Below are 20,667 nucleotides of genomic sequence, written 5' to 3'. Positions count from 1 at the left end.
TTACAAAAAAGAAACCAATTCGAAAATGAATTGGTTTCTCATAGGATCATTCATCAACAGCCGTTGACAAAGAGCCTTAAAAATTTGGACAAAAAAAGACCAGGCACCCCGTCATTACAACGGTGTGCCTGGTCTAACGTGGCTCTTTAAGTAAGTAAATTACTTAAGAGTTACCACGCCACCAACTTCTTCAAGTTTAGCCTTGATGTCGTTAGCTTCGTCTTCTGAAACGCCTTCCTTAACAACTGAAGGTACGTTGTCAACAAGACCCTTAGCGTCTTTCAAGCCAAGACCGGTGATATCGCGAACGGCCTTAATAGCCTTAACCTTTTGGTCACCAGATTCAGTTAATTCAACATCGTATGAATCCTTAGCAGCGGCAGCGTCGCCACCAGCAGCGCCAGCAACAGCAACGGGTGCTGAAGCTGAGACATCGAATTCTTCTTCGATAGCCTTAACTAAGTCGTTTAAATCTGAAATTGATGCTTCTTTTAATGAAGCAATAATACTATCTTTATCAAAAGCCATTTTGTGTTCCTCCATTTTATATGAACTATTTTTTTAGTTTACACCAACAGCATTAAGCTGCGTCTTCGTCGCCCTTTTCAGCAATCGCTTTAACAGCGTATGCCACGTTACGAACAGGTGCTTGTAACAAGTTAGCGATAGTAGCCAATAATTCTTCACGTGATGGCATCGTAGCATATTCTTGAACTTCTTCAAGAGAAGCAACTTTACCTTCGATAACGCCACCCTTTAATTGAAGGGCATCGGCAGTTTTCGCGAAGTTAGCTAAAATCTTAGCTGGTGCAACTGGGTCTTCTTCAGAGAAGGCAACGGCAGTAGGACCAGAAAAGACATCGTTTAAGTCAGCATAACCAGCTTTTTCAGCTGCACGTACCATGATTTTGTTCTTGATAACGCGCATCTTAACACCAGCATCACGTAATTGCTTACGTAAGTCGGTAACTTGTTCAACTGTCAAACCACGATAATCTACAACGATAGCAGATACGGCGCTCTTCAATTGTTCTGTGACTTCTTCAACTTCTTTTGCTTTTACAGCAACAGTTTCTTTACTCAACAGATTCACCTCCCAGAATTTTGGTTCAGGGATTTAAAAAAAATCCCTATGTCCACCAAGACATAGAGAAAAAACAATGTCCTCGGCAGGTATCGAATTAAGGCCGTTAAGCCGCCTGAGTCTTAGGTAGAGATATAACTTAACCTCTAGTAATCTATCACAGATCACCCGCGGGGTCAATTGTTTTAATAATTTTTAATCCTTAAAATGTAGCTAAGTCAACACGTACCGCTGGGGTAAAGGTTGATGTCACTACTAAGTTTTGGATGAAAGTCCCACGTACTGAGGCTGGACGAGCTTTAACGATGACATCTTCAATGGTCTTGAAGTTACCAACAAGCTTGTCAGTATCAAATGATACTTTGCCAACAGGAACGTGCACATTACCATCACGGTCAGTCCGGTAAGTCACCTTACCAGCTTTTGAATCGCTAACCGCTTTAGTAACATCCATCGTAACCGTCCCAGTCTTAGGGTTAGGCATTAACCCTTTAGGACCAAGGACCCGACCTAAACGACCAACTTGGGCCATCATGTCAGGGGTTGCGATTGCGACATCAAAGTCTAACCAACCGTCTTGGATACGGCTAACTAAGTCAGCTTCACCAACGACGTCAGCACCAGCTGCTTCAGCTTCTTTGGCCTTGTCGCCTTTAGCAAATACGATCACGGTTTGTTCTTTACCGGTACCGTTTGGTAAGACAACTGCACCACGAAGTTGTTGGTCAGCTTGCTTTGTGTCAACGTTTAATTTGAATGCAACTTCAACGGTTGCATCAAACTTTGCGAAATCCATTTTTTTAACCAAGTCTACCGCTTCAGTTACATCGTAAGCTTTGTCACGATCAACGAGCTTAGCGGCGTCTTGGTATTGTTTACTTTTCTTTGCCATCTAAGTGTTTTCCTCCTTGCAAATGTGGTTCAAACGGAGATTTCCTCCCACTTGACACATTCATTTTGATGAAGTGTCCGACATACTCTTCAGTATTGAATTAGCCTTCGACAGTGAATCCCATACTACGAGCAGTACCTTCGATCATGCGCATAGCTGCTTCAACATCAGCTGCGTTTAGATCTTGCATTTTAGTTTCAGCAATTTCCTTAACTTGAGCAGAAGTTACGGTTGCAACTTTGTTCGTGTTAGGTTCGCCAGAACCATGTTCAACACCGGCAGCTTTCTTTAAAAGAACGGCAGCAGGTGGGGTCTTAGTGATGAAGTCGAATGAACGATCTTCGTACACCGTAATCACTACAGGGATGATCATACCTGCTTGATCAGCAGTACGAGCATTGAAATCCTTAGTGAAACCCATGATATTGATACCTGCTTGACCTAATGCTGGGCCAACTGGCGGAGCAGGTGTTGCTTTGCCCGCAGGAATTTGTAATTTAACAACGTTAGCTACTTTTTTAGCCACGAGACATTCCTCCTTAGTCCGTGATGTGGTAAATGGAGCTGAGTTTTTGCTCCTCCCACGTGAACGTGCATACGTGACGCACAAACGATATTTTACCACATCTATTTTTCATCAGCAACTGTTTTCGTTTTATTCGGATATAAAAATTGCACAATCTGCCGATCGACTTCATAATTTTCATGCAACCGCGAATGCCGGGCATTTTTACCATGGACGACAAACTCTTGATACTGACTGACAACCGGTCGTAATAAGAATCGTAATGATAAGGCACTGTTTAAGGCAACAGCCCCATCGCTCTGCGCATCATCGCCAATATTACCCGCAATATTCAAATACGAAATCGTGTTCGGCAAACGCTGCAACGTCCGTAAGAAATAATTATAAACCGGCGTGGTCTCCGTTGGGCCACTCGCAGTCAATGGATGATTTTCAATTGGATACGTATTTTGACCCACTTCATGATCATTAAATGGTGCCCCAATCGTGACGACCTTACGCACTTCTGGCAAATTAACCAAGCGCGCAGCTGTCGTCAAATATTGAAACAAAACCACCCCACCCATCGAATGTGCCACCAAATTCATGGTTTGAACGTGCTCGTGGGCTAACAAGTATTTAACCACAGCTAAAACCCCCTGTGCCTGTTGCCGGACACTCACCCGGGGTGTGGCAAAGATTAACTGAACCATTGGCCGATAAGGATCTAAATGGCCGGTCACATGGGGGCGATTATGGCGATCAATCATCACGACTAACGACTTATTGGCAATTGACCCCGTCACAAACCGCTGTAGCATACCACCAAATGAGAACCGATTGCCAGCATATCCTGGAATAAACAACGTCACGGCACTATCATCAGCTGACTTGGGCTGTAAAGCAGACACCAGGTGCTGAGGGCGACCATATTGGATAAATTTAAAACTAATGCGTCCAAGGATGCCGATAATCATCATGACAAGTACGATTAAAATCAGTTGTCCCACCTTGTCCACCAGCTTACTTTAAATTATTGGATTTGATCAACTTGGTCGAAATCAAGTTCCGTACTAGTTTCACGGCCGAACATATTGATATTAACTTTTAACTTCATCTTTTCGTTATCAATTTCAGTGACTTCACCGGTCAACCCAGAAAAAGCGCCGTCAATAATCGTTACTTGTTCGCCAACTTCGACATCTAATTCGGTATGACGCGCACTCATCCCCAATTGATGCAAGATGCTTTCGGCTTCTTCTGGTAAAAGTGGCGTTGGTTTACTCCCTTGACCATGTGAGCCTAAGAACCCAGTGACACCAGGGGTATTCCGAACAATGTACCAAGCTTGGTCGGTCATGACCATTTCCACTAAGACATAACCAGGGAAGACCTTCTTCATTTCAACTTTGTCTTTCCCATTTTTAACTTCATGGGCTTCTTCTTCGGGCACAACAACACGGAAGATGTTATCTTCCATGCCCATTGATTGGACCCGAGATTCCAAGTTAGAACTAACTTTGTTTTCATAACCAGCGTAAGTGTGTAACACGTACCACTTTTTTTCAACAGATTCGACCATGATTAAACTCCTTTAAAGTATGTTTTTAAGTAAAATAAAAAAACCTCGTCGCAACGAAGTTTTCTCTCAATAACCGTATTATAACAAATTTCTGGTTAAAAAACCATTAATGCCATGAGGTTAACATGGTCAATAGTAATTGGATAATCCAGTCAAACAAAGCGAAGAAGGCGATAAAGAACAGTGAGACTGAGATAACTGTCCATGAATCCCGCCGATTTTCTGCCCAAGTTGGCCAGGTTACTTTTTTCATTTCGGTTCCTACAAGACCAAAAAACTTAAATAAGCGCATATAAAATCCCCCTACCGCGTTTCACGATGAAGTGTATGTTGTCCACAGAATTTACAAAACTTCTTAACTTCTAAGCGGTGAGTCCGATTTGGGTTGGCATCAATCGTGTAATTTCGAGAACCACAAACGGTACATGCCAGTGCAACTTTTTTTTGTGCCATCGATACTGACCTCCATAATTAATCAAGCTTAACAGTATCATGGAATTTTTCGAATGTCAATCGAAGGCCTAGCTTGCTAACTGTTGCCGCAACTTACGCCGACACCGATCAATCGCATTGATGACCCGTTCCAAATCAACTTGTAACTCAGCCGCAATCTTAACCGGCGCTTTGCCAAGTAACATGGCCGCAAAGACTTCCGCTTCAAACGGCGAACAATAATGCACAAAGTCAGCCAAAACTTGCCGCACATGCACAATGTCAACCGCCGCCCCATTGGTAACCAACAAGGCTTCTGTAATTTCTTCTGTTTCTAACGCTAACGATAAAATATCTTGATTCGGTTGCCGCTTTGACGCGCATGATCGCCGAATCAAATCCACAATCCGATGATTGAGTAAAAGCCGATAAAAGGCCCCAAAGCTGTGGGTCTGCGCATGATCATAAGTCAGCGCTGCATGATACACCATCAAACGGGCCTCTTGCACCCAGTCATCGTGATCGTAATTCTTAATAAAGTAGTTTTGGCGTAGCTTCAGCATGACTGGCAGATACTGTTCAGTCAAGACGCGAATACTTTGATTATCGCCTTGCGCCGCTAGCCCGATTAATTGCTGTTCCTCCATACCGTTTTCCTCATCTCTAGAGTCTAGAAACGGCACCCCAACGTATCTGTAAATCCAATATACACGGGGGTTCATGGACCGGCAAGCGAACAAACGTTTTAGTTTTCTCATCAAACTTTCGTTATAAATTTGCTAAAACAAAAAAGTTAGCCAGGTTTGTAAAAATACAAGCAACCGGCTAACTAATGAATTAATTTTCTGAATGATGATGCTTCGAATGACCACGTTCTAATTGCTGACGTAATTGATCCAACGCCGATAATTGGGTGTCATTCCACGGTGACTTGCGCACCGAACCACGATCTTGCGTTTTGATAGCAGTATGACGCACTTCTTGTAATGCCTCACGCACCCGTTTACGTAACTCTAAAGCTGGGATTCGTAAAGCCCCTTCTGAAAAGATCACCCACTGTTCTGCCTGATCACTTGTCGCAACCGTGACTTGCAAGACCCGCGACTGTTTATCAGCTGCCAGCTTTTCAATATAGCTATCAGCCGTTTGGTCTTTACTAGTCCAGACGATTTCTAAGTCAGCTTGCCGATAACTTTTAGAATTGCCCGGCACATACATGGCATCAAAAATCACACTAATATTTAAACCCGTGATTTTTTTATACTCACTCAATGCGGCTAACAACTCATCACGCGCTTCCGGTAATCGATCCGTCTGTTTCAGATGATCCAGCTCTGGCCAATTACCAATCATATTATACGCATCTACAATTAAAAGTTGTTGTTTCATAATTAATGACCTAGGGGATGCCGTGACGTATAGCCCTGATAAATCAGTAGGCTAGCCGCGACACTGGCATTCAAACTCTGAACATGACCAATCATCGGAATCGTCAACATTTCATCAACCGTCTTCTTCAGCAATGGCGAAATGCCTTTGCCTTCATTTCCAATAATCAATCCAACGGCCCCGCTAGCATCCCATTGACGATAATCGGTCCCGTTCATATCAGTCCCGAAAATCCAAAGACCTTGTTCCTGTAATTGTTTGACGGTTTGGACCAAGTTAGTCACTCGCGCGACTTTCACATGTTCAATAGCACCCGTACTGGTCTTCGCTACAGTACTCGTCAACCCAACTGCACGGCGCTTAGGAATGATAATCCCATGTGCACCGGCGGCATCAGCAGTCCGCATGATCGACCCTAAATTATGCGGATCTTCAATATTATCTAAAATCAAGAAGAATGGTGCTTCATCCTTGGCCTTCGCAACGGCAAATAAATCATCGATTGTGGCATACTCAAAAGCTGCTACTCCCACCGCAACGCCTTGATGATTGGCATTGTCGGTCAAACGATCTAACTTTTGCTTCGGAACATATTGCACAATAAGATTGCGTTTCTTCGCAATTTTCGCAATATCATTTAACACGTCGGCTTGAAGACCGCTTTGGATAAACACCTTGTTAATCTGCTGATCACTCTTAATTGCCGCCATCGCTGGATGACGACCAATCACGAAATCAGCGGGTTCTTTTTCCGGCGCCATTTGATTCTGTTCATGATTACTTGACATTTGAAACCCTCCCTTCATCAACTTGTTCAATACACCAATGGGCTAACTCCGCAATCCGCGCTGATTGTTTGGTCAATTGTAAATAACCAAAAACCGCCTCAAAACCGGTTGAGATCCGATACGTCAAGACATCAGTATGTTTAGCTGAAGTATGACTTTTAGCATTACGTCCCCGCTTGAAGACATCAATCTCCGTATCGGTTAACAGATTAGTTGCTTGCATCTGCGCAATCAAGGCTGCTTGGGCTTTAGCGGACACATAATGGGTGGCATGGTGATGTAACTTCGTTGGCTTCGTATAGCCTAATTCAATCATATGTTGTCTAATAAATGGTTCATAAACGGCATCGCCTAAATAAGCTAAGGCAATCCCATTTAATTGTTGATAATCAACTGTCATCTTATTCCTTTCTAAACCGAACCCCTTGGGGTGTATCTTCTAAAATAATCCCTTGGGCCTTCAAATCATCGCGAATCTGATCAGCCTTGGCAAAGTCTTTAGCTTGGCGTGCCGCTTCACGATCATCAATCAAGGCCTGAATATCGGTATCAGCCAAAGTCGCTGGCGCCGCTTCAAAAACAACGCCAAACACACCAGCTAATGCCGTCAAAGCCGTAATTAATGCTTGGACCGTCACTTTTTTAACCGTTGTCTGAGCCGCATAGACATTCGCTAGCTTAGCTAATTCGTAAACTGCCGCAATCCCATTTTGAACGTTAAAATCATCGTCCATCGCTTGAACATAGTCAGCTTTCAATTTTAGTAGCTGTTCAGCTACATCATTATCGCTGCCATCAGTGGCATCCTTTAGCCGATACGTCAAATTCGTATAAGTGTTTTGCAACTTGCTCAGATTATTAGCCGCGTCATCCAAGTTACTTTGCGTATATTGAATCGGTCGCCGATATTGCGTCGTCGCCATAAAGAAGCGTAACGTCTGCGGATCGATTTGTTTAATAATATCATGAACCGTCACAAAATTACCGAGCGACTTACTCATCTTTTCATTATCATCGCCAACCGTGACGAAGCCGTTGTGCAACCAATAATGCGCAAATGGCTTGCCGGTCTTCGCCTCACTTTGCGCAATTTCGTTTTCATGATGTGGAAATTCCAAATCTTGACCACCACCATGAATATCAAAGGTCTCACCTAAATATTTAGTCGACATTACTGAACATTCAATGTGCCACCCGGGGCGCCCGGATCCCCATGGCGATGGCCAAGAAATTTCATCTGCTTTAGCCGCTTTCCAAAGGGCAAAATCAATCGGATCTTCTTTCCGATCGGTTTCTTCATCGGCCGTATGCTGGCTAGCGCCGACTTCTAAATCATCAATCCGTTGATCAGACAATTTACCATAATCTTTAAACTTCCGGGTCCGGTAATAGACATCGCCAGCCGATTCATAAGCATAACCTTTATCGATTAAAACCTTAATAAAGTCGATAATTTCCGAAATGTTTTCAGATGCCCGGGGATGGGCTGTTGCCGGTTCAATATTAACCGCAGCAGTATCTTCCAAGAACGCTTTAATAAACCGATCGGCAATTGCCGGGACCGTGGTATGGTCTTCTTTTGCCCGTTTAATCATCTTATCGTCCACATCGGTGAAGTTCGACACATACGTCACTTGGTAGCCCCGATATTCAAAATAACGACGAATGGTATCAAAGGCAATCGCTGAGCGTGCATTTCCAATATGAATATAGTTATAAACGGTTGGACCACAGACATACATCTTAACAACGCCTGGAGTGATCGGTTTAAAAGGTTCTTTGGTGCGCGTTAGGGTATTAAAAACTGAAATCATACTGCCAACTCCTCTCAAAATTCTGATTTACTTAGTTTAACATGTTTAGCCTGACTTTGGCGTTAGTTGATTAGGGGCACTCGCGGCAGTCCATTTTAAAGATAAGTCAGACTGACCGAAATCATTGAGACTGCTAATTACCCCGCCTCGCTAATTAATTTTACCGCCGACACTGATTAACCCTAGCTACCGCGGCTAGCCTGACCACTTAAATTTTTATCATTAATTTTTCGGAATAAAAAACGTCTTTTGGCATGTAGGATCGTTCTCCTACACGCCAAAAGACGCTTCCGCGTGCTTCCACTCTGGTTCACCGTAAAAACCGGCCTCATTACAGGGATAACGACCACCCGGCTGTTCTTCGTGATAATCGCACTTCAACTGACCCGACCGACGACGTTTTCAGTAGCCGTCGCTTCCTGCACAGTCCTGTCAATTTACTCTTATTATCGAACAGTTATTTGGCGAGTTCCGCGATCATCGCATCTAAATGCTTGATCGTGGTTTCGCGACCTAATAATTCAATCGTTTCTGGCAATTCTGGACCGTGCATTTCATGTGAAACGGCGATTCGAATTGGCATGTACAATTGACGGCCCTTAATCTTAGTATCTTTTTGAATTGATTTAATCGTCTTTTGAATTTCAGTAGCTTCAAAGACATCAATGTCTTCGACCCGTTTCCGAAATTCTTTTAAGACGGTTGGCGCCGTTTCAACCGCCAATTCAGCTTTGGCTTCATCATTGATTTCAGCCGGACCATTGAAGAATAAGTCTGCTAAATCAACGATTTGACCCGTATAGCTCATTTGGTTCTTGAACAATGAGACTAACGTCCGCGTCCATTCGATTTGGGCTTGGGTTGGGCGTTTTGGTAACCGACCAGCCTTGATTAATTGTTGGATTGACATTGAGAAGACTTCATTTTCATTAGTCTTCTTAATGTATTGGTTATTAACCCATTCCAACTTTTTACCATCGAATGACGCTGGTGATTTGCTCAAACGCTTTTCATCGTACATCTTGATGAATTCCCGTTTCGTGAACAATTCACTTTCACCGACCGGCGACCAGCCCAACAAGATGATGAAGTTGAGCATAGCTTCTGGTAAGTAACCTAATTCGCGATATTGTTCGATGAATTGTAAGACCGTTTCGTCACGTTTACTTAACTTCTTACCAGTTTCGGTATTAATAATTAAGCTCATATGACCAAACTTAGGCGGGTTCCACCCAAAGGCTTCATAAATCATCAATTGCTTAGGCGTATTGGCCACATGGTCATCACCACGGAAGACGTGGCTGATTTGCATCAAATGATCATCGACAACGACGGCAAAGTTATAAGTTGGCATCCCGTCCCGCTTTTGAATGACGAAATCGCCACCCACAGTCTTGGATTCAAAGGAAACTTCTCCTTTAACCATGTCATCCCAAGCATAAGTCTTACCTTCTGGGACGTGGAAACGAATAACTGGCGTAATGCCAGCAGCTTTAGCTGCGGCAATCTTAGCTTGCTTTTCGTCTTCCGTCATACCAGCAAATTCATAGACGTAATGTGGCATTTCTTTACGCGCTTTTTGAGCTTCGCGTTGTGCTTGCAATTCGTCTTCAGTCATGTAAGACTCGTAGGCCTTACCTTCATCAACTAATTGTTGAATCAGCGGATCATAAATTGACTTCCGTTCTGATTGCCGATAAGGACCAAAATCGCCGCCCTTATCAGGACCTTCATCCCAGTCAATCCCTAACCAAGTCAAATTATCCATTTGACTCTTTTCACCGTCAGCGACGTTCCGCTTTAAATCGGTGTCTTCAATCCGTAAGATGAACTTTCCTTTATTATGCCGGGCAAATAAATAGTTAAATAACGCTGTCCGGGCATTACCAATGTGTAAATGGCCAGTTGGACTTGGTGCGTAACGCACACGAATCTTGCTCTTTGCCAATGTCATTAACGCCTCTTTCGTTTTTTTGTCAAAGTTAATACAAATTGGAGCTGACTAAACTCCCGGTTTTCGGTGGTTGCCGAAACGTGTTCGGGCCGACTGTGCTCTCCGCTTGCTACGCTAGGACAACCGTCCGGAAAAACACCGGACACTTATCCTAGCTAGGCAATGCTCAAGCACAACCTGTCGGCCCTCACACTCTACCTATTTAGTTTACAATTTTTACCACTAAAAATAAAGTTTCCCTTACGATTTCGTCGCGGCTGAGCGATTATTCTTATGGTTGGCTTTGTTATTAGCTTGTTTTTTTGATTGTTCATGTGGCTTGGCATGTTCGGTCTTGTCTGGGATTCCGCGATTAGCGTGGGCTAACCGGGCAAAAATCATCCGCCCAGCATCGGTCTGCAAGGCACTGGTGACGACCACGTCGACTTTCTCGTTAATGTAGAATTTCCCATCTTCGACCACGACCATCGTCCCGTCGTCCAAATAACCGACCCCTTGTTGCCGTTCACTCCCGTTTTTTACGACCATGACGTTCATTTCTTCACCAGGAATGACCCGTGGCTTCAAAGATTTTGCCAATTGGTTGATATTCAAGACTTGGACATTTTGAAATTCAATGACTTTATTCAAGTTGTAATCATTAGTTACAATGACCCCGTTGACTTTTTTAGCTAATTGGATCAGCTTCGTGTCAACTTCTGGGATATCTTCAAAGTCGCCCTTATACATCTCAACCGGAATAATATTTTCACTCTGTAGCTTGTTTAAAATATCCAAGCCTCGGCGACCACGCACCCGTTTAATACTGTCCGCGGAGTCGGCGATGTATTGTAATTCATACAAGACAAAGTTAGGCACTAACAGTGTGCCTTCTAAGAAACCAGTCTTGACCAAATCATAAATTCGCCCATCAATTAAGATATTAGTATCCAAAATCTTATAATGATGATAGTTTTGGTCCGGTTGGGCATCCGTAATATCCGGCTGTGGCTCTTTTTCGCGCCGCCGAAAATTGAAGACCTTCCGCCATTCGTCGATTCTCGTGGTCCCAACGCGGGCACCAATGTAACCGAAAAATAGCATCAATATTATTGGGACGACCGTGTTCAGTAAGAATAGTGGACTGCGACTGAATAATTGCGATATCAGAACCGCGATCAGTAACCCAATAATGAACCCCACACTACCAAACAAGAGTGTCATTGGATTTTGTTTCGACAAATTCTTTTCGACACGATCAACCAAATGCATCGCCGCGTTAGCTAAGAATAGGGACAAAATCCAAAGGAACAAAGCTCCGATTAGGAAGTTGGTAAAAATATTATTTAATAATGAATTTGGTTGCGACCACAACGTTGTCCATAAATATGGCAAGTAGGTTAAGCCTAACGTCCCACCGACCACAATGAACACCAATCGCACCGTTAACTTTTTCATGGCGTCAGCCCCTTTTCAGTTTAATTTGGCTGTTGTAATGCTAGTTGGAGTGCTTCTTTTAACGTTGACACCCCAATAACTTCAATCCCTTTAGGAATATCCCAGCCTTGCAAATTATTCTTCGGGATAAAGATACGTTTGAATCCTAACTTAGTGGCTTCACCAACCCGTTGCTCAATCCGATTAACCCGCCGAATCTCACCGGTTAACCCAACTTCACCAACAAAGCAGTCACTTGGCCGCGTCTGCTGGTCACGATAACTAGAGGCGACACTCATGGCGATGGCTAAATCAATCGCCGGTTCATCCAGCTTGACGCCACCAGCTGCTTTCAAGTAAGCATCCTGGTTTTGCAACATTAAGTTAGCGCGTTTTTCTAAGACGGCCATAATCAAAGAAACCCGGTTATGATCTAAACCGCTAGCCGTGCGTTTCGCATTGCCGAATACCGTCGGCGTGACTAAGGCTTGGACTTCGACTAAAATTGGTCGCGTCCCTTCCATTGAAACCACAATGGCCGAACCCGTCGCATCCTTCAACCGTTCTTCCAAGAAAATTTCCGATGGGTTAGCCACTTCAGCTAAGCCGGCAGTCCGCATCTCAAAAATACCGAGTTCATTCGTCGATCCGAACCGGTTCTTAACGGCCCGCAAAATCCGGTACGTATGATGCAAATCACCTTCGAAGTACAACACCGTATCCACCATATGTTCCAAAATTTTCGGTCCAGCAATCGCGCCGCCTTTAGTCACATGGCCCACGATAAAGATTGTGATGCCATTAGTCTTGGCAATCTGCAATAGTTCAGCCGTAATCTCACGAATCTGTGAGACGGAACCAATTGCGGAAGTAATGTCGGGTTCTTGCATCGTTTGCACCGAATCAATCACCACGTATTGGGGTTTGATGGATTCAATCGTGGCCCGAATATTACTCATATCCGTTTCGGGATACAAGTAAAAGTCTTCACTTTCAACTTTTAACCGATCCGCGCGCATCTTCACTTGGGAGGCACTTTCTTCACCCGTGACGTACAAGACTGAACCACCAGTTTCAGCGAGTTGCCCCGAAACTTGCAAGAGTAACGTCGATTTACCAATCCCAGGATCCCCACCAATTAAGACTAAGGAACCCGGTACCACGCCACCACCCAAGACCCGGTTGAATTCACGTAACTTGGTCTTCACCCGTGGCGTCTTAGACATGGTCACTTCTTTGAGCCGTTGCGGCTTGGCTGCTTTACCAGCAAAGCTGACTCGGGATTTGCGATCGGGTTTGTTATCAAAATGTTCTTCTGCTAACGTATTCCATTCACCACAGTTTGGACAGCGTCCCAAATACCGGGGCGTTGAGTAACCGCAATTAGAACAAACAAATTGCGTTTTTGCTTTTGCCACTAACTCTTTTCCTCCAATCCAACCGCTCGACCAATGATTAAACACGTATAATTATATTTTACCATTAATAGCGGTGAAAACCGTCAAAATCACTGGTTTTAACCTTTTTTTAGCTATTTACCACTAGAACCGAAACCGCCTGTGCGCGTTGCTTGCACTTCCGCTTCATCAGTTGCCGTCAAATAAGTCGTAAAGATCCCTTGACCAATCCGTTCACCCTGCTTAATGTGCACATCACGAATGCCCAGATTGACCAATTGAATGAAGATTTCGCCTTCGTTCTTAGGATTATCATAATAATCCGCATCGATGATACCAACCCCATTAGGTAAGATCAGCCCGCGTTTGAGCGGATTGCTTGACCGATTGGCAATCATTAAGTATTCACCATCATTCATATACGCTTTAATCCCGGTTGGCACTAAGTATGGCTTCAAGGTTTTAGCTGCTGCATCGAGATCAGCGGTTGCGCTCGTTTCGCCATGCCGTAATTGCCATAAGACTTTGACAAAGTTCAGCTTCCAGATTGATGGCAACGTAAAATCCGTTGCCGCTTCAAAATCGTAACCGGCCGCTTGTTTCGTAGTCCGATACGGGACATGTAAGTCGGCCTGTGCATATTTACTAACAATTTTAAATCCACGTGACATTGGTTGACCCCTACTTTCAATTTATAGTCCTCATTCATTGGATTAGCGATGATGGTGTCGTAAACCTACGCTTAATCCCTGACACTAATAGTTACGTTTTAATCGTCTTAAATCATTAACCTGTTTAGGTTTAATCACTACTAAATTTTAGTTATCGATAGTGTTCACATTCTACCATACTTTCAAGCGAAGTTTCGTTGACAAAACCGGCAATAACCCGTTTAATGAACTTGAGACTTAAAACCCTTTCAAGGTGGTGACGGTAATGGAATTTACACGCGAACCAAACCGGTTTTATTTTAATGATGATGAGGGCCGGTTAGCCGGTGAAATCACTTTTCCGGCAATTGATGATGGTCAAGTGTGGGTAATTGAGCATACGTTTGTCCGCGATGACTTCGGCCATCAAGGACTCGCCGCTAAATTGACTTTAGCAGTGATTGACGCCGCTAAGGCCGAACACAAACAGATTCAGCCACTCTGCACGTATGCCAAGGCCTTTTTTGACAAACACCCAGAGTATGCAGACTTAGTGGTAACTAAATAACTTTAAGGAGTTCACATTTTATGAATCAAGATCAATTAAAACAACTCGTCGGTCAAAAAGCTGTGGAATACATTAAAGACGGCATGCAGGTCGGTCTTGGGACTGGCTCCACCGTTAAATTCATGGTCGATGCCCTCGGCGAACGCGTCAAAAATGAACATTTAAACATTGTGGGCGTCTCTACGTCTGACCGGACCGCCGCCCAGGCTAAAAGCTTAGGGATTCCAATGAAGTCCGTTGACGATGTCGACCACTTGGACTTAACCATTGATGGTGCCGATGAGATTTCAACGGACTATCAAGGGGTCAAAGGTGGCGGGGCGGCCCTCTTATTCGAAAAGATTGTCGCCATCAACTCCGATAGGGTCATGTGGATCGTCGACGAAAGCAAGATGGTCGACCAACTTGGCGCCTTCGGACTCCCAGTCGAAGTGATTCCTTATGGGAGTCAGCACATCTTTGAAAAGATGGCCGCTAAGGGCTATCATCCTGAATTTCGAAAAGTTAACGGTGATTTTGTCCGAACTGATTCTAATAATTACATCATTGATCTACATTTGAATCCAATTACCAACCCACATGATTTGGCTGAAGATCTCATCCACATGGTCGGCGTCGTTGAACATGGTCTCTTCTTAGACATGGTCAACACCATTATCGTCGGTCATGCAGATGGCCCTGAAGTCATTACGGCGCGCGCATAATCGTTAGACTTGCCGGAAATTAATGAAACCGATACAATGAGAATAACATTAAAGGAGTGTGAAGATTTTTGAGTAAAGCAATTAGTATGGATCAAATCGCCAACTACCAAGCTGACCTTGATCAACATCCCGCTGCTAAAGTTATCGAACGCAGCGTCACCAAAAACGGGATCTTAGCCAGCAGCCAAGATATCCCAGCTATGAGTCAAACGACCCCCGTCTTCTCCATTGATTTGGATACTGGTGGTGTCGCTAACCAAAAGCAAAGTGGACGTTGCTGGATGTTCGCCGCATTAAACACCATGCGGCATGCCTTGGCTGACAAGTTCAAGTTAAAGAACTTCGAATTGTCACAAAACTACACGTTCTTCTGGGACAAGTTCGAAAAAGCCAACTATTTCTATGAAAACGTCTTAGCCACTGCTGATCAACCAACCAGCAGTCGGAAAGTCGCTTGGTTAATGACCACCCCTCAACAAGATGGTGGTCAATGGGACATGTTAGTCGCAATTATCCAGAAATATGGGATTGTGCCTAAGAGTGTCATGCCTGAAACTTATAACAGTTCCAAATCGGCTGAAATCAACAGTACGTTAAACTTAAAGTTACGCAAAGATGCCGTTGAATTGCGGGAATTAGTTGCGGCAAAAACGTCCGCTGACGATATCCAAGCGCGTAAAGAAAAGATGCTTAACGAAGTTTACCGGATGTTGGCTTACGCTTTTGGCGAACCCGCAACTGAATTCGACTGGGAATACCGCGATGATGATAAGAACTATCACATCGACAAGGGCTTAACCCCACAAAGCTTTTTCAAAAAGTATATTGGCTGGAACTTAGATGACTACGTTTCAATCATCAACGCCCCAACCGACGACAAGCCTTACAACCACACCTACACGATCGAAATGTTAGGTAATGTTTTAGGTGGTCGCGAAGTCAAGCATTTGAACGTCTCAATGGCAGACTTCAAACAACTCGCCATCAAACAATTACAAGCTGGCCAAAGTGTCTGGTTCGGTTGTGATGTTGGTCAATCTTCTGATCGTCAAAAGGGCGTGATGGCTACCGACGTTTACAGTAAAGACGAATTGTTCGACGTTGATCTCTCTATGTCTAAAGCTGAACGTCTAGACTACGGCGAAAGCTTAATGACCCATGCCATGGTCATCACCGGGGTCGACTTAGTTGATGGTCAACCAACCAAATGGAAGGTTGAAAACAGCTGGGGCGATAAAGTCGGCGAAAAGGGATTCTTCGTGATGAGCGATGCCTGGATGGACGAATATTGCTACCAAGTTGTCGTTAACAAACAATTCTTATCTGACGACTTAAAAGCTGCCCAAGCTGAAGAACCAACTGTTTTGGCCCCTTGGGATCCAATGGGTGCCTTAGCCTAACGTGAGTAGACCAGCGGATTGGGGACGAGCAGTGGTTTGATGTCACAAGCGAAGTTTCCAGTCCGAACACGTTTCAACAACTAAAGAAACAAACGGTCAGTGTGGTAATCCCTATCGATTACTGCACTGACCGTTTTTGTGTTCCTTTAGCTCACCTTAATCTGCCCCATCATCCCTTGTTCCTCATGTTCCAAATTATGACAGTGGTACATATAAATCCCGCGATTTTTAAATTTAAACGTGATCTTCACGACCCCATCTGGCGGCAACGCGACGGTATCTTTCCACCCGCGTTCATTAGCCGCTGGCCGCGTGCCGTTAACACTCAAAATTCGAAATTGCACCCCATGTAAGTGAAACGGATGACTCATCCCGCCCATCATGCCACTCAAGTTTTTCAACGTCCAAATTTGTGGCCGATTGCGTTGCGCCGTCAGATCAATCCGGTCAGGGTCAAACGTCTGCCGATTAATCGTGACCATGTGACCCATGCTGCTAAATGTTAAGGTGCGCTTTTGCGCCAGCTTCGGGGTCCTCGCAGCCGGTAACGAGACTAATTTCGTCGGCAATTGTCCCAACTGACGTCTAGTGGCTGTCGGTCGCAACTGCAAGACTGCCTGTTGCCCATTCATCACTGTCACCGGTTGGGTCAACTTAGCCGTATCAATAACCACTTCTGCCCGTTCACCGGGAGACAGCCGCAAGCGTTGGACTGCGACTGGCCGTGACAGCAAGCCACCATCATCAGCAATTTGCTGCATCGCTTGGTGGTTGCTAAGCGTTAGCTGATAATTACGAGCATTCGATCCATTAACTAATCGGAGCCGAACTAACTTAGTCGTGACTTTTAAATAAGGATTCAACGTCCCATTCACTAGTAAGGTCGACCCCAGCGTCCCATCAGTTTGATAGGCCTTATCATAGTCAAATTGATGCTGCTTAGTAAACTGACGATCCTGAATGATGACTGGAAAATCATTAACACCATAAGTTTGTGGTAAATGTAAGCGTTGGCTGGCTTGATCACGCACGTAGATTAAACCAGCTAAGCCTTGATAGACTTGCTTCGCCGTACTTCCCATCGCATGTGGATGAAACCATAACGTCGCTGCCGGTTGCTGGACTTTAAACGCCACCTTTTTAGTTGCTCCGGCCGCCACCGTCTCGTGAGGACCGCCGTCAGCCTTACCTGGTAAGATGGCGCCATGCCAATGAAAGCTGATTGCTTGCGTTAATGTATTTTTGGTCGTGATCGCTAATATCTGTCCCCGGTTTACTTGTAACACTGGACCTAAATAATTACCGTTATACCCTAGCGTTTTGGTCGTTTGGCCGGCTCTAAATGCCATCGTCCCGGTTCGAGCAATCACCGTATAAGCCACCCGCCGTTGCGTTTGTTGCGTCGGCTTTAAAAGCGGTGGTACCGCTAATGGCCGAGCCGGCGTTTTAATTGTTGTGGGTGCCGCGGCAGGCTGCGTTGATGACTGCCGCCCCATCATTACATGCCTTGGTATCGACCGCTGATTAGCACGGGTCCCTTGATAATAGCTAATCCCCATACCAGTTAGGCCAATCCCCAAAATACCCACTAATAGCCATTTTTTTAATTGCATGTGTTCGCCCCCCCTTTTGTCTTCATCATCATTATGGCTACAATTGTAAACAATACTTGCTTAATCTACAAGTGTAAACAAGTTGACTAAAAAAAGAACCTCATCACAAAGTCATGATTACTGGCTAGGGGAGGACTCTTAATGGACCAATGTAACAATTTTACTCACAGGATCACATTGATGCTTAAACAGGATCAGTGGCGGGACTTGCATCATAAAAGAATAAGACTTTGTATACGTTGAAACTATTTGCCTCAAATCCATCAGCTTGAAAATGATATGGCTTAATCTCGTATTGCTTGCCACCAGCTCTAAGAGAACTGGTTGGTGTTGTGGATACTTTAGGATTCACTTTCATGAATGTCCGAAATTGTCCATATGTTAACATGTCCATTTTGATGGCAATTATAGGTGACGTTGCGAGTATTAAAATTGTGATAATGAAAATACCTAATATCGTAATTAGCGATTTCAGCCAAATCTTACGCTTGATCATGAGAACTTACCACCTTACTAAGGCTAAATTATTCAACTAAAAGTTTAGTTAACGTCAAATATCCATCAAGGGGACTGTCACACACAACGGGTTCTCAACTTTAAATTTCAGTTTTACTTTTAATTCGCAACTGGTCATCTAAATCGTAACAAATGGGCACCCCATTCGCCACTTCAACACCATCAATCCCGGTGTCACTAATATGTTCCAAGTATTTAATCAACGCGCGCAACGTACTGCCATGCGCCACGATCAGTTGATTTTCGCCTGCCAACAGTCGTGGGGCGATCACGTCAATCCAATACGGCATAATCCGGTCATACGCCATCTTCAAGCTTTCACCCCGGGGTTCAACATTGGGTCCATACTTCATATAACGCCGGTCATGACTTAAATCAGTTGGCGCTAATAACGGTGGGACCGTATAGAAACTACGCCGCCATTGTTGCACTTTGGCTTTACCATAAATCCGCCGGGTCTCGTCTTTGTTTTGCCCACGCAAGGCCCCATAATGTCGTTCATTTAGCCGCCACGTCTTATATTCTGGCAACCACAATTGATCGATTTCATCTAGAATAATATTCGCCGTGACCACTGCTCGCTTCAAAACGGAGGTATGAACCGCCCCAAACTGAATGCCAGCTTCGCGCAACCGCTTGCCAGCGTGATGGGCTTGTCCGACCCCCACGTCAGTCAACGGGACATCACTCCAGCCGGTATACGTATTATCACGGTTCGCCGTACTCTCACCATGTCGTACAATTACCAATTCTGTCATTATTTTCTCTCTCCACCTGTTGCCTTCAATAGTCTCTATGATAAGCGATTCTTAGGGTTAAACGCAAGCACTCCGCCGAAAAAAAGGCCCCTAGCAACTTTGGCTACGGGTCTTTTGAAACTGTTATTTTATTCAACAATGTACTGGGTTGCAACCCAGTTAACTAATCTTCTTGCTCCGAAATCGCATTAGAATGACTTGCCACGCGCTCATGCACCGCTTTACTTTCAGCTTGCTTGGTCGCTTGACCCATCGTACTGGTACGTTCTCTGAATCGATTGCCCACAAAGGTGACGACCGACCCGATTAAAATGACAACAATCCCAACAATCGTCGTTGGGACAATCTTTTCATGTAAAATAATAGCTGCTAAAATTGGGGCTAACCCTGGCTTGATGAAGAAAACCAACGATGCGGTTGACACATCGGTCTTTTCCATTGCTAAAAAGTAAAAGGCGAACCCACCACCGGTCACACAGACCCCGATGAAGAATAATAACCAAAAATAAGTCATATTAACATTAACCAAGATTGGAATGGCTGCGAATTGACGCAAGCCCATCGCCGTTAAGCCACTGGCAACGGCCGGAATCTTTGTTAGCCAAGCTAAAATCAATAATTCAAATGCCCCGGCAAAGAAGGTGAAACAAGTCATCGTCAACCCGTTTAGCCCCCGTTTAACGGAACCGTAACGTGAAATAATACTATATAAGCCAAAGGTAATGGCGGAACTAATCGCCAAAACTAGCCCTAAGCCATTCGTTAAATGAGCTGGATTAACAATAATCAATAATCCAATCACTGAAATCACAACCGAAATCAAGTTGGCTCGGCCCAAACGTTCATGGAGAATCAAATATGAAAAGAGCAACGCAAAGACGGGATTACAACTAAATAGGACCGCCACCGTTGACGCTTGATCGACCGTAATCGCCAACTGGTACAACGACATACTTACAATCACACAAACTAGCCCGGTAATCGCAAATAACCGCCAATCAGCAGCCACTAGCTTCCGGCCAGCTTGTTTCAACGCCACCACAGCAAATGGTAGTAAGACCACGGCTCCAATAAAGAACCGGATCAAGTTTAATTGAATCGGATTAAAGGCACTACCGGCCATCTTTAGCGCAATTTCCATTGAACTGAACATCAATGTTGAGATTGCGATATAAAGATATGCTTTCTTCACGAATCGTTCGCTT

General features: G+C 44.4%; 24 protein-coding genes and 1 other annotated feature. Of the genes, 3 read left to right on the top strand and 21 right to left on the bottom strand.

Translation table 11 applies throughout. The features are described from left to right. Positions 1-159: 159 nt before the first annotated feature. From rplL to FFM77_RS11405, 17 genes are all read right to left on the bottom strand, one after another. Positions 160-528 carry a 50S ribosomal protein L7/L12 gene (gene rplL / locus FFM77_RS11485; RefSeq protein WP_057706897.1) on the bottom strand — a complete coding sequence of 123 codons (369 nt, stop codon included), beginning with the start codon at positions 526-528 and terminating at the stop codon, positions 160-162. Between the two features lie 52 nt (positions 529-580). After that, positions 581-1,084 (bottom strand): 50S ribosomal protein L10, encoded by a 504-nt coding sequence (rplJ, locus tag FFM77_RS11480; protein WP_137635902.1) that lies wholly within the window; start codon positions 1,082-1,084, stop codon positions 581-583. A 28-nt stretch (positions 1,085-1,112) separates the two neighbouring features. Beyond that, positions 1,113-1,229: a sequence feature (ribosomal protein L10 leader region), on the bottom strand. A gap of 57 nt (positions 1,230-1,286) precedes the next feature. Further along, a complete protein-coding gene (gene rplA / locus FFM77_RS11475; protein WP_137635901.1) occupies positions 1,287-1,976 on the bottom strand; it encodes a 50S ribosomal protein L1 in 690 nt (229 codons plus the stop codon). Positions 1,977-2,076: 100 nt separating this feature from the next. Then, complete coding sequence (gene rplK, locus FFM77_RS11470) at positions 2,077-2,502, bottom strand: 50S ribosomal protein L11 (protein WP_137606316.1); 426 nt, start codon at positions 2,500-2,502, stop codon at positions 2,077-2,079. A gap of 101 nt (positions 2,503-2,603) precedes the next feature. Further along, positions 2,604-3,461 (bottom strand): alpha/beta hydrolase, encoded by an 858-nt coding sequence (locus tag FFM77_RS11465; RefSeq protein WP_379893460.1) that lies wholly within the window; start codon positions 3,459-3,461, stop codon positions 2,604-2,606. A 53-nt stretch (positions 3,462-3,514) separates the two neighbouring features. Next, positions 3,515-4,063, bottom strand: a complete 549-nt coding sequence (nusG, locus tag FFM77_RS11460; RefSeq protein ID WP_137635899.1) for a transcription termination/antitermination protein NusG — start codon at positions 4,061-4,063, stop codon at positions 3,515-3,517. Positions 4,064-4,169: 106 nt separating this feature from the next. Next, positions 4,170-4,355, bottom strand: coding sequence for a preprotein translocase subunit SecE (gene secE, locus FFM77_RS11455; protein WP_137635898.1), 186 nt, complete (start codon positions 4,353-4,355; stop codon positions 4,170-4,172). Positions 4,356-4,366: 11 nt separating this feature from the next. Beyond that, positions 4,367-4,516: a 50S ribosomal protein L33 gene (gene rpmG, locus FFM77_RS11450; protein ID WP_137635897.1), complete on the bottom strand. Its 150-nt coding sequence runs from the start codon at positions 4,514-4,516 to the stop codon at positions 4,367-4,369. Between the two features lie 68 nt (positions 4,517-4,584). Next, a complete protein-coding gene (locus tag FFM77_RS11445) occupies positions 4,585-5,142 on the bottom strand; it encodes a sigma factor (protein ID WP_137639495.1) in 558 nt (185 codons plus the stop codon). A gap of 190 nt (positions 5,143-5,332) precedes the next feature. Further along, positions 5,333-5,884 carry a YacP-like NYN domain-containing protein gene (locus tag FFM77_RS11440; RefSeq protein ID WP_137635895.1) on the bottom strand — a complete coding sequence of 184 codons (552 nt, stop codon included), beginning with the start codon at positions 5,882-5,884 and terminating at the stop codon, positions 5,333-5,335. A 2-nt stretch (positions 5,885-5,886) separates the two neighbouring features. Then, positions 5,887-6,672 (bottom strand): 23S rRNA (guanosine(2251)-2'-O)-methyltransferase RlmB, encoded by a 786-nt coding sequence (rlmB, locus tag FFM77_RS11435; RefSeq protein ID WP_137635894.1) that lies wholly within the window; start codon positions 6,670-6,672, stop codon positions 5,887-5,889. Then, positions 6,662-7,072, bottom strand: coding sequence for a Mini-ribonuclease 3 (locus FFM77_RS11430; RefSeq protein WP_137635893.1), 411 nt, complete (start codon positions 7,070-7,072; stop codon positions 6,662-6,664). The genes rlmB and FFM77_RS11430 overlap by 11 nt, the downstream gene beginning before the upstream one ends. A 1-nt stretch (position 7,073) precedes the next feature. Then, entirely contained in the window at positions 7,074-8,486 is a 1,413-nt protein-coding gene (gene cysS / locus FFM77_RS11425) for a cysteine--tRNA ligase (RefSeq protein ID WP_137635892.1), read from the bottom strand. A 457-nt stretch (positions 8,487-8,943) separates the two neighbouring features. Beyond that, entirely contained in the window at positions 8,944-10,434 is a 1,491-nt protein-coding gene (gltX, locus tag FFM77_RS11420; protein WP_137635905.1) for a glutamate--tRNA ligase, read from the bottom strand. Between the two features lie 246 nt (positions 10,435-10,680). After that, positions 10,681-11,877 carry a PIN/TRAM domain-containing protein gene (locus FFM77_RS11415; RefSeq protein ID WP_137635891.1) on the bottom strand — a complete coding sequence of 399 codons (1,197 nt, stop codon included), beginning with the start codon at positions 11,875-11,877 and terminating at the stop codon, positions 10,681-10,683. Positions 11,878-11,897: 20 nt separating this feature from the next. Then, positions 11,898-13,274, bottom strand: a complete 1,377-nt coding sequence (gene radA, locus FFM77_RS11410) for a DNA repair protein RadA (protein WP_137635890.1) — start codon at positions 13,272-13,274, stop codon at positions 11,898-11,900. A 113-nt stretch (positions 13,275-13,387) separates the two neighbouring features. Further along, positions 13,388-13,924 carry a dCTP deaminase/dUTPase family protein gene (locus FFM77_RS11405; protein ID WP_137635889.1) on the bottom strand — a complete coding sequence of 179 codons (537 nt, stop codon included), beginning with the start codon at positions 13,922-13,924 and terminating at the stop codon, positions 13,388-13,390. Positions 13,925-14,189: 265 nt separating this feature from the next. Here FFM77_RS11405 and FFM77_RS11400 point away from each other — a divergent pair, with 265 nt between their 5' ends. The 3 genes from FFM77_RS11400 (at position 14,190) to FFM77_RS11390 (ending at position 16,575) form a co-directional block, all read left to right on the top strand. Continuing rightward, positions 14,190-14,471, top strand: coding sequence for a GNAT family N-acetyltransferase (locus FFM77_RS11400; RefSeq protein ID WP_137635888.1), 282 nt, complete (start codon positions 14,190-14,192; stop codon positions 14,469-14,471). Between the two features lie 20 nt (positions 14,472-14,491). After that, on the top strand, positions 14,492-15,175 hold the full coding sequence (rpiA, locus tag FFM77_RS11395; protein ID WP_137635887.1) for a ribose-5-phosphate isomerase RpiA: 684 nt from the start codon (positions 14,492-14,494) through the stop codon (positions 15,173-15,175). Between the two features lie 68 nt (positions 15,176-15,243). Beyond that, the gene (locus tag FFM77_RS11390; protein ID WP_137635886.1) at positions 15,244-16,575 is read left to right on the top strand and encodes a C1 family peptidase; all 1,332 of its coding nucleotides are present in this window, start codon (positions 15,244-15,246) and stop codon (positions 16,573-16,575) included. Positions 16,576-16,721: 146 nt separating this feature from the next. Here the strand turns inward: FFM77_RS11390 and FFM77_RS11385 are convergent, their stop codons facing one another. From FFM77_RS11385 to FFM77_RS11370, 4 genes are all read right to left on the bottom strand, one after another. Continuing rightward, entirely contained in the window at positions 16,722-18,188 is a 1,467-nt protein-coding gene (locus FFM77_RS11385) for a multicopper oxidase family protein (protein WP_137635885.1), read from the bottom strand. Positions 18,189-18,372: 184 nt separating this feature from the next. Continuing rightward, on the bottom strand, positions 18,373-18,684 hold the full coding sequence (locus FFM77_RS11380; protein WP_137635884.1) for a hypothetical protein: 312 nt from the start codon (positions 18,682-18,684) through the stop codon (positions 18,373-18,375). A 100-nt stretch (positions 18,685-18,784) separates the two neighbouring features. Further along, positions 18,785-19,462 (bottom strand): 2,3-bisphosphoglycerate-dependent phosphoglycerate mutase, encoded by a 678-nt coding sequence (locus tag FFM77_RS11375; protein ID WP_137635883.1) that lies wholly within the window; start codon positions 19,460-19,462, stop codon positions 18,785-18,787. Between the two features lie 163 nt (positions 19,463-19,625). Beyond that, entirely contained in the window at positions 19,626-20,654 is a 1,029-nt protein-coding gene (locus FFM77_RS11370) for a DMT family transporter (RefSeq protein WP_137635882.1), read from the bottom strand. Positions 20,655-20,667 lie beyond the last annotated feature (13 nt).

The sequence above is a fragment of the Lactiplantibacillus songbeiensis genome, assembly GCF_005405125.1.
Classification (GTDB): Bacteria; Bacillota; Bacilli; order Lactobacillales; family Lactobacillaceae; genus Lactiplantibacillus; species Lactiplantibacillus songbeiensis.
The sequence above is the reverse complement of the archived record's forward strand: the minus strand, read 5'-3'. Positions and strand labels throughout refer to the sequence as shown.

Bases quoted from the DNA above. Each gene is read 5' to 3' on its own strand.
- rplL (WP_057706897.1), bottom strand. From the start codon at position 528: ATGGCTTTTGATAAAGATAGTATTATTGCTTCATTAAAAGAAGCATCA.
- rplA (WP_137635901.1), bottom strand. From the start codon at position 1,976: ATGGCAAAGAAAAGTAAACAATACCAAGACGCCGCTAAGCTCGTTGAT.
- FFM77_RS11465 (WP_379893460.1), bottom strand. From the start codon at position 3,461: ATGATGATTATCGGCATCCTTGGACGCATTAGTTTTAAATTTATCCAA.
- nusG (WP_137635899.1), bottom strand. From the start codon at position 4,063: ATGGTCGAATCTGTTGAAAAAAAGTGGTACGTGTTACACACTTACGCT.
- secE (WP_137635898.1), bottom strand. From the start codon at position 4,355: ATGCGCTTATTTAAGTTTTTTGGTCTTGTAGGAACCGAAATGAAAAAA.
- rpmG (WP_137635897.1), bottom strand. From the start codon at position 4,516: ATGGCACAAAAAAAAGTTGCACTGGCATGTACCGTTTGTGGTTCTCGA.
- FFM77_RS11445 (WP_137639495.1), bottom strand. From the start codon at position 5,142: ATGGAGGAACAGCAATTAATCGGGCTAGCGGCGCAAGGCGATAATCAA.
- FFM77_RS11440 (WP_137635895.1), bottom strand. From the start codon at position 5,884: ATGAAACAACAACTTTTAATTGTAGATGCGTATAATATGATTGGTAAT.
- rlmB (WP_137635894.1), bottom strand. From the start codon at position 6,672: ATGTCAAGTAATCATGAACAGAATCAAATGGCGCCGGAAAAAGAACCC.
- FFM77_RS11430 (WP_137635893.1), bottom strand. From the start codon at position 7,072: ATGACAGTTGATTATCAACAATTAAATGGGATTGCCTTAGCTTATTTA.
- cysS (WP_137635892.1), bottom strand. From the start codon at position 8,486: ATGATTTCAGTTTTTAATACCCTAACGCGCACCAAAGAACCTTTTAAA.
- FFM77_RS11415 (WP_137635891.1), bottom strand. From the start codon at position 11,877: ATGAAAAAGTTAACGGTGCGATTGGTGTTCATTGTGGTCGGTGGGACG.
- FFM77_RS11405 (WP_137635889.1), bottom strand. From the start codon at position 13,924: ATGTCACGTGGATTTAAAATTGTTAGTAAATATGCACAGGCCGACTTA.
- FFM77_RS11400 (WP_137635888.1), top strand. From the start codon at position 14,190: ATGGAATTTACACGCGAACCAAACCGGTTTTATTTTAATGATGATGAG.
- rpiA (WP_137635887.1), top strand. From the start codon at position 14,492: ATGAATCAAGATCAATTAAAACAACTCGTCGGTCAAAAAGCTGTGGAA.
- FFM77_RS11385 (WP_137635885.1), bottom strand. From the start codon at position 18,188: ATGCAATTAAAAAAATGGCTATTAGTGGGTATTTTGGGGATTGGCCTA.
- FFM77_RS11380 (WP_137635884.1), bottom strand. From the start codon at position 18,684: ATGATCAAGCGTAAGATTTGGCTGAAATCGCTAATTACGATATTAGGT.
- FFM77_RS11375 (WP_137635883.1), bottom strand. From the start codon at position 19,462: ATGACAGAATTGGTAATTGTACGACATGGTGAGAGTACGGCGAACCGT.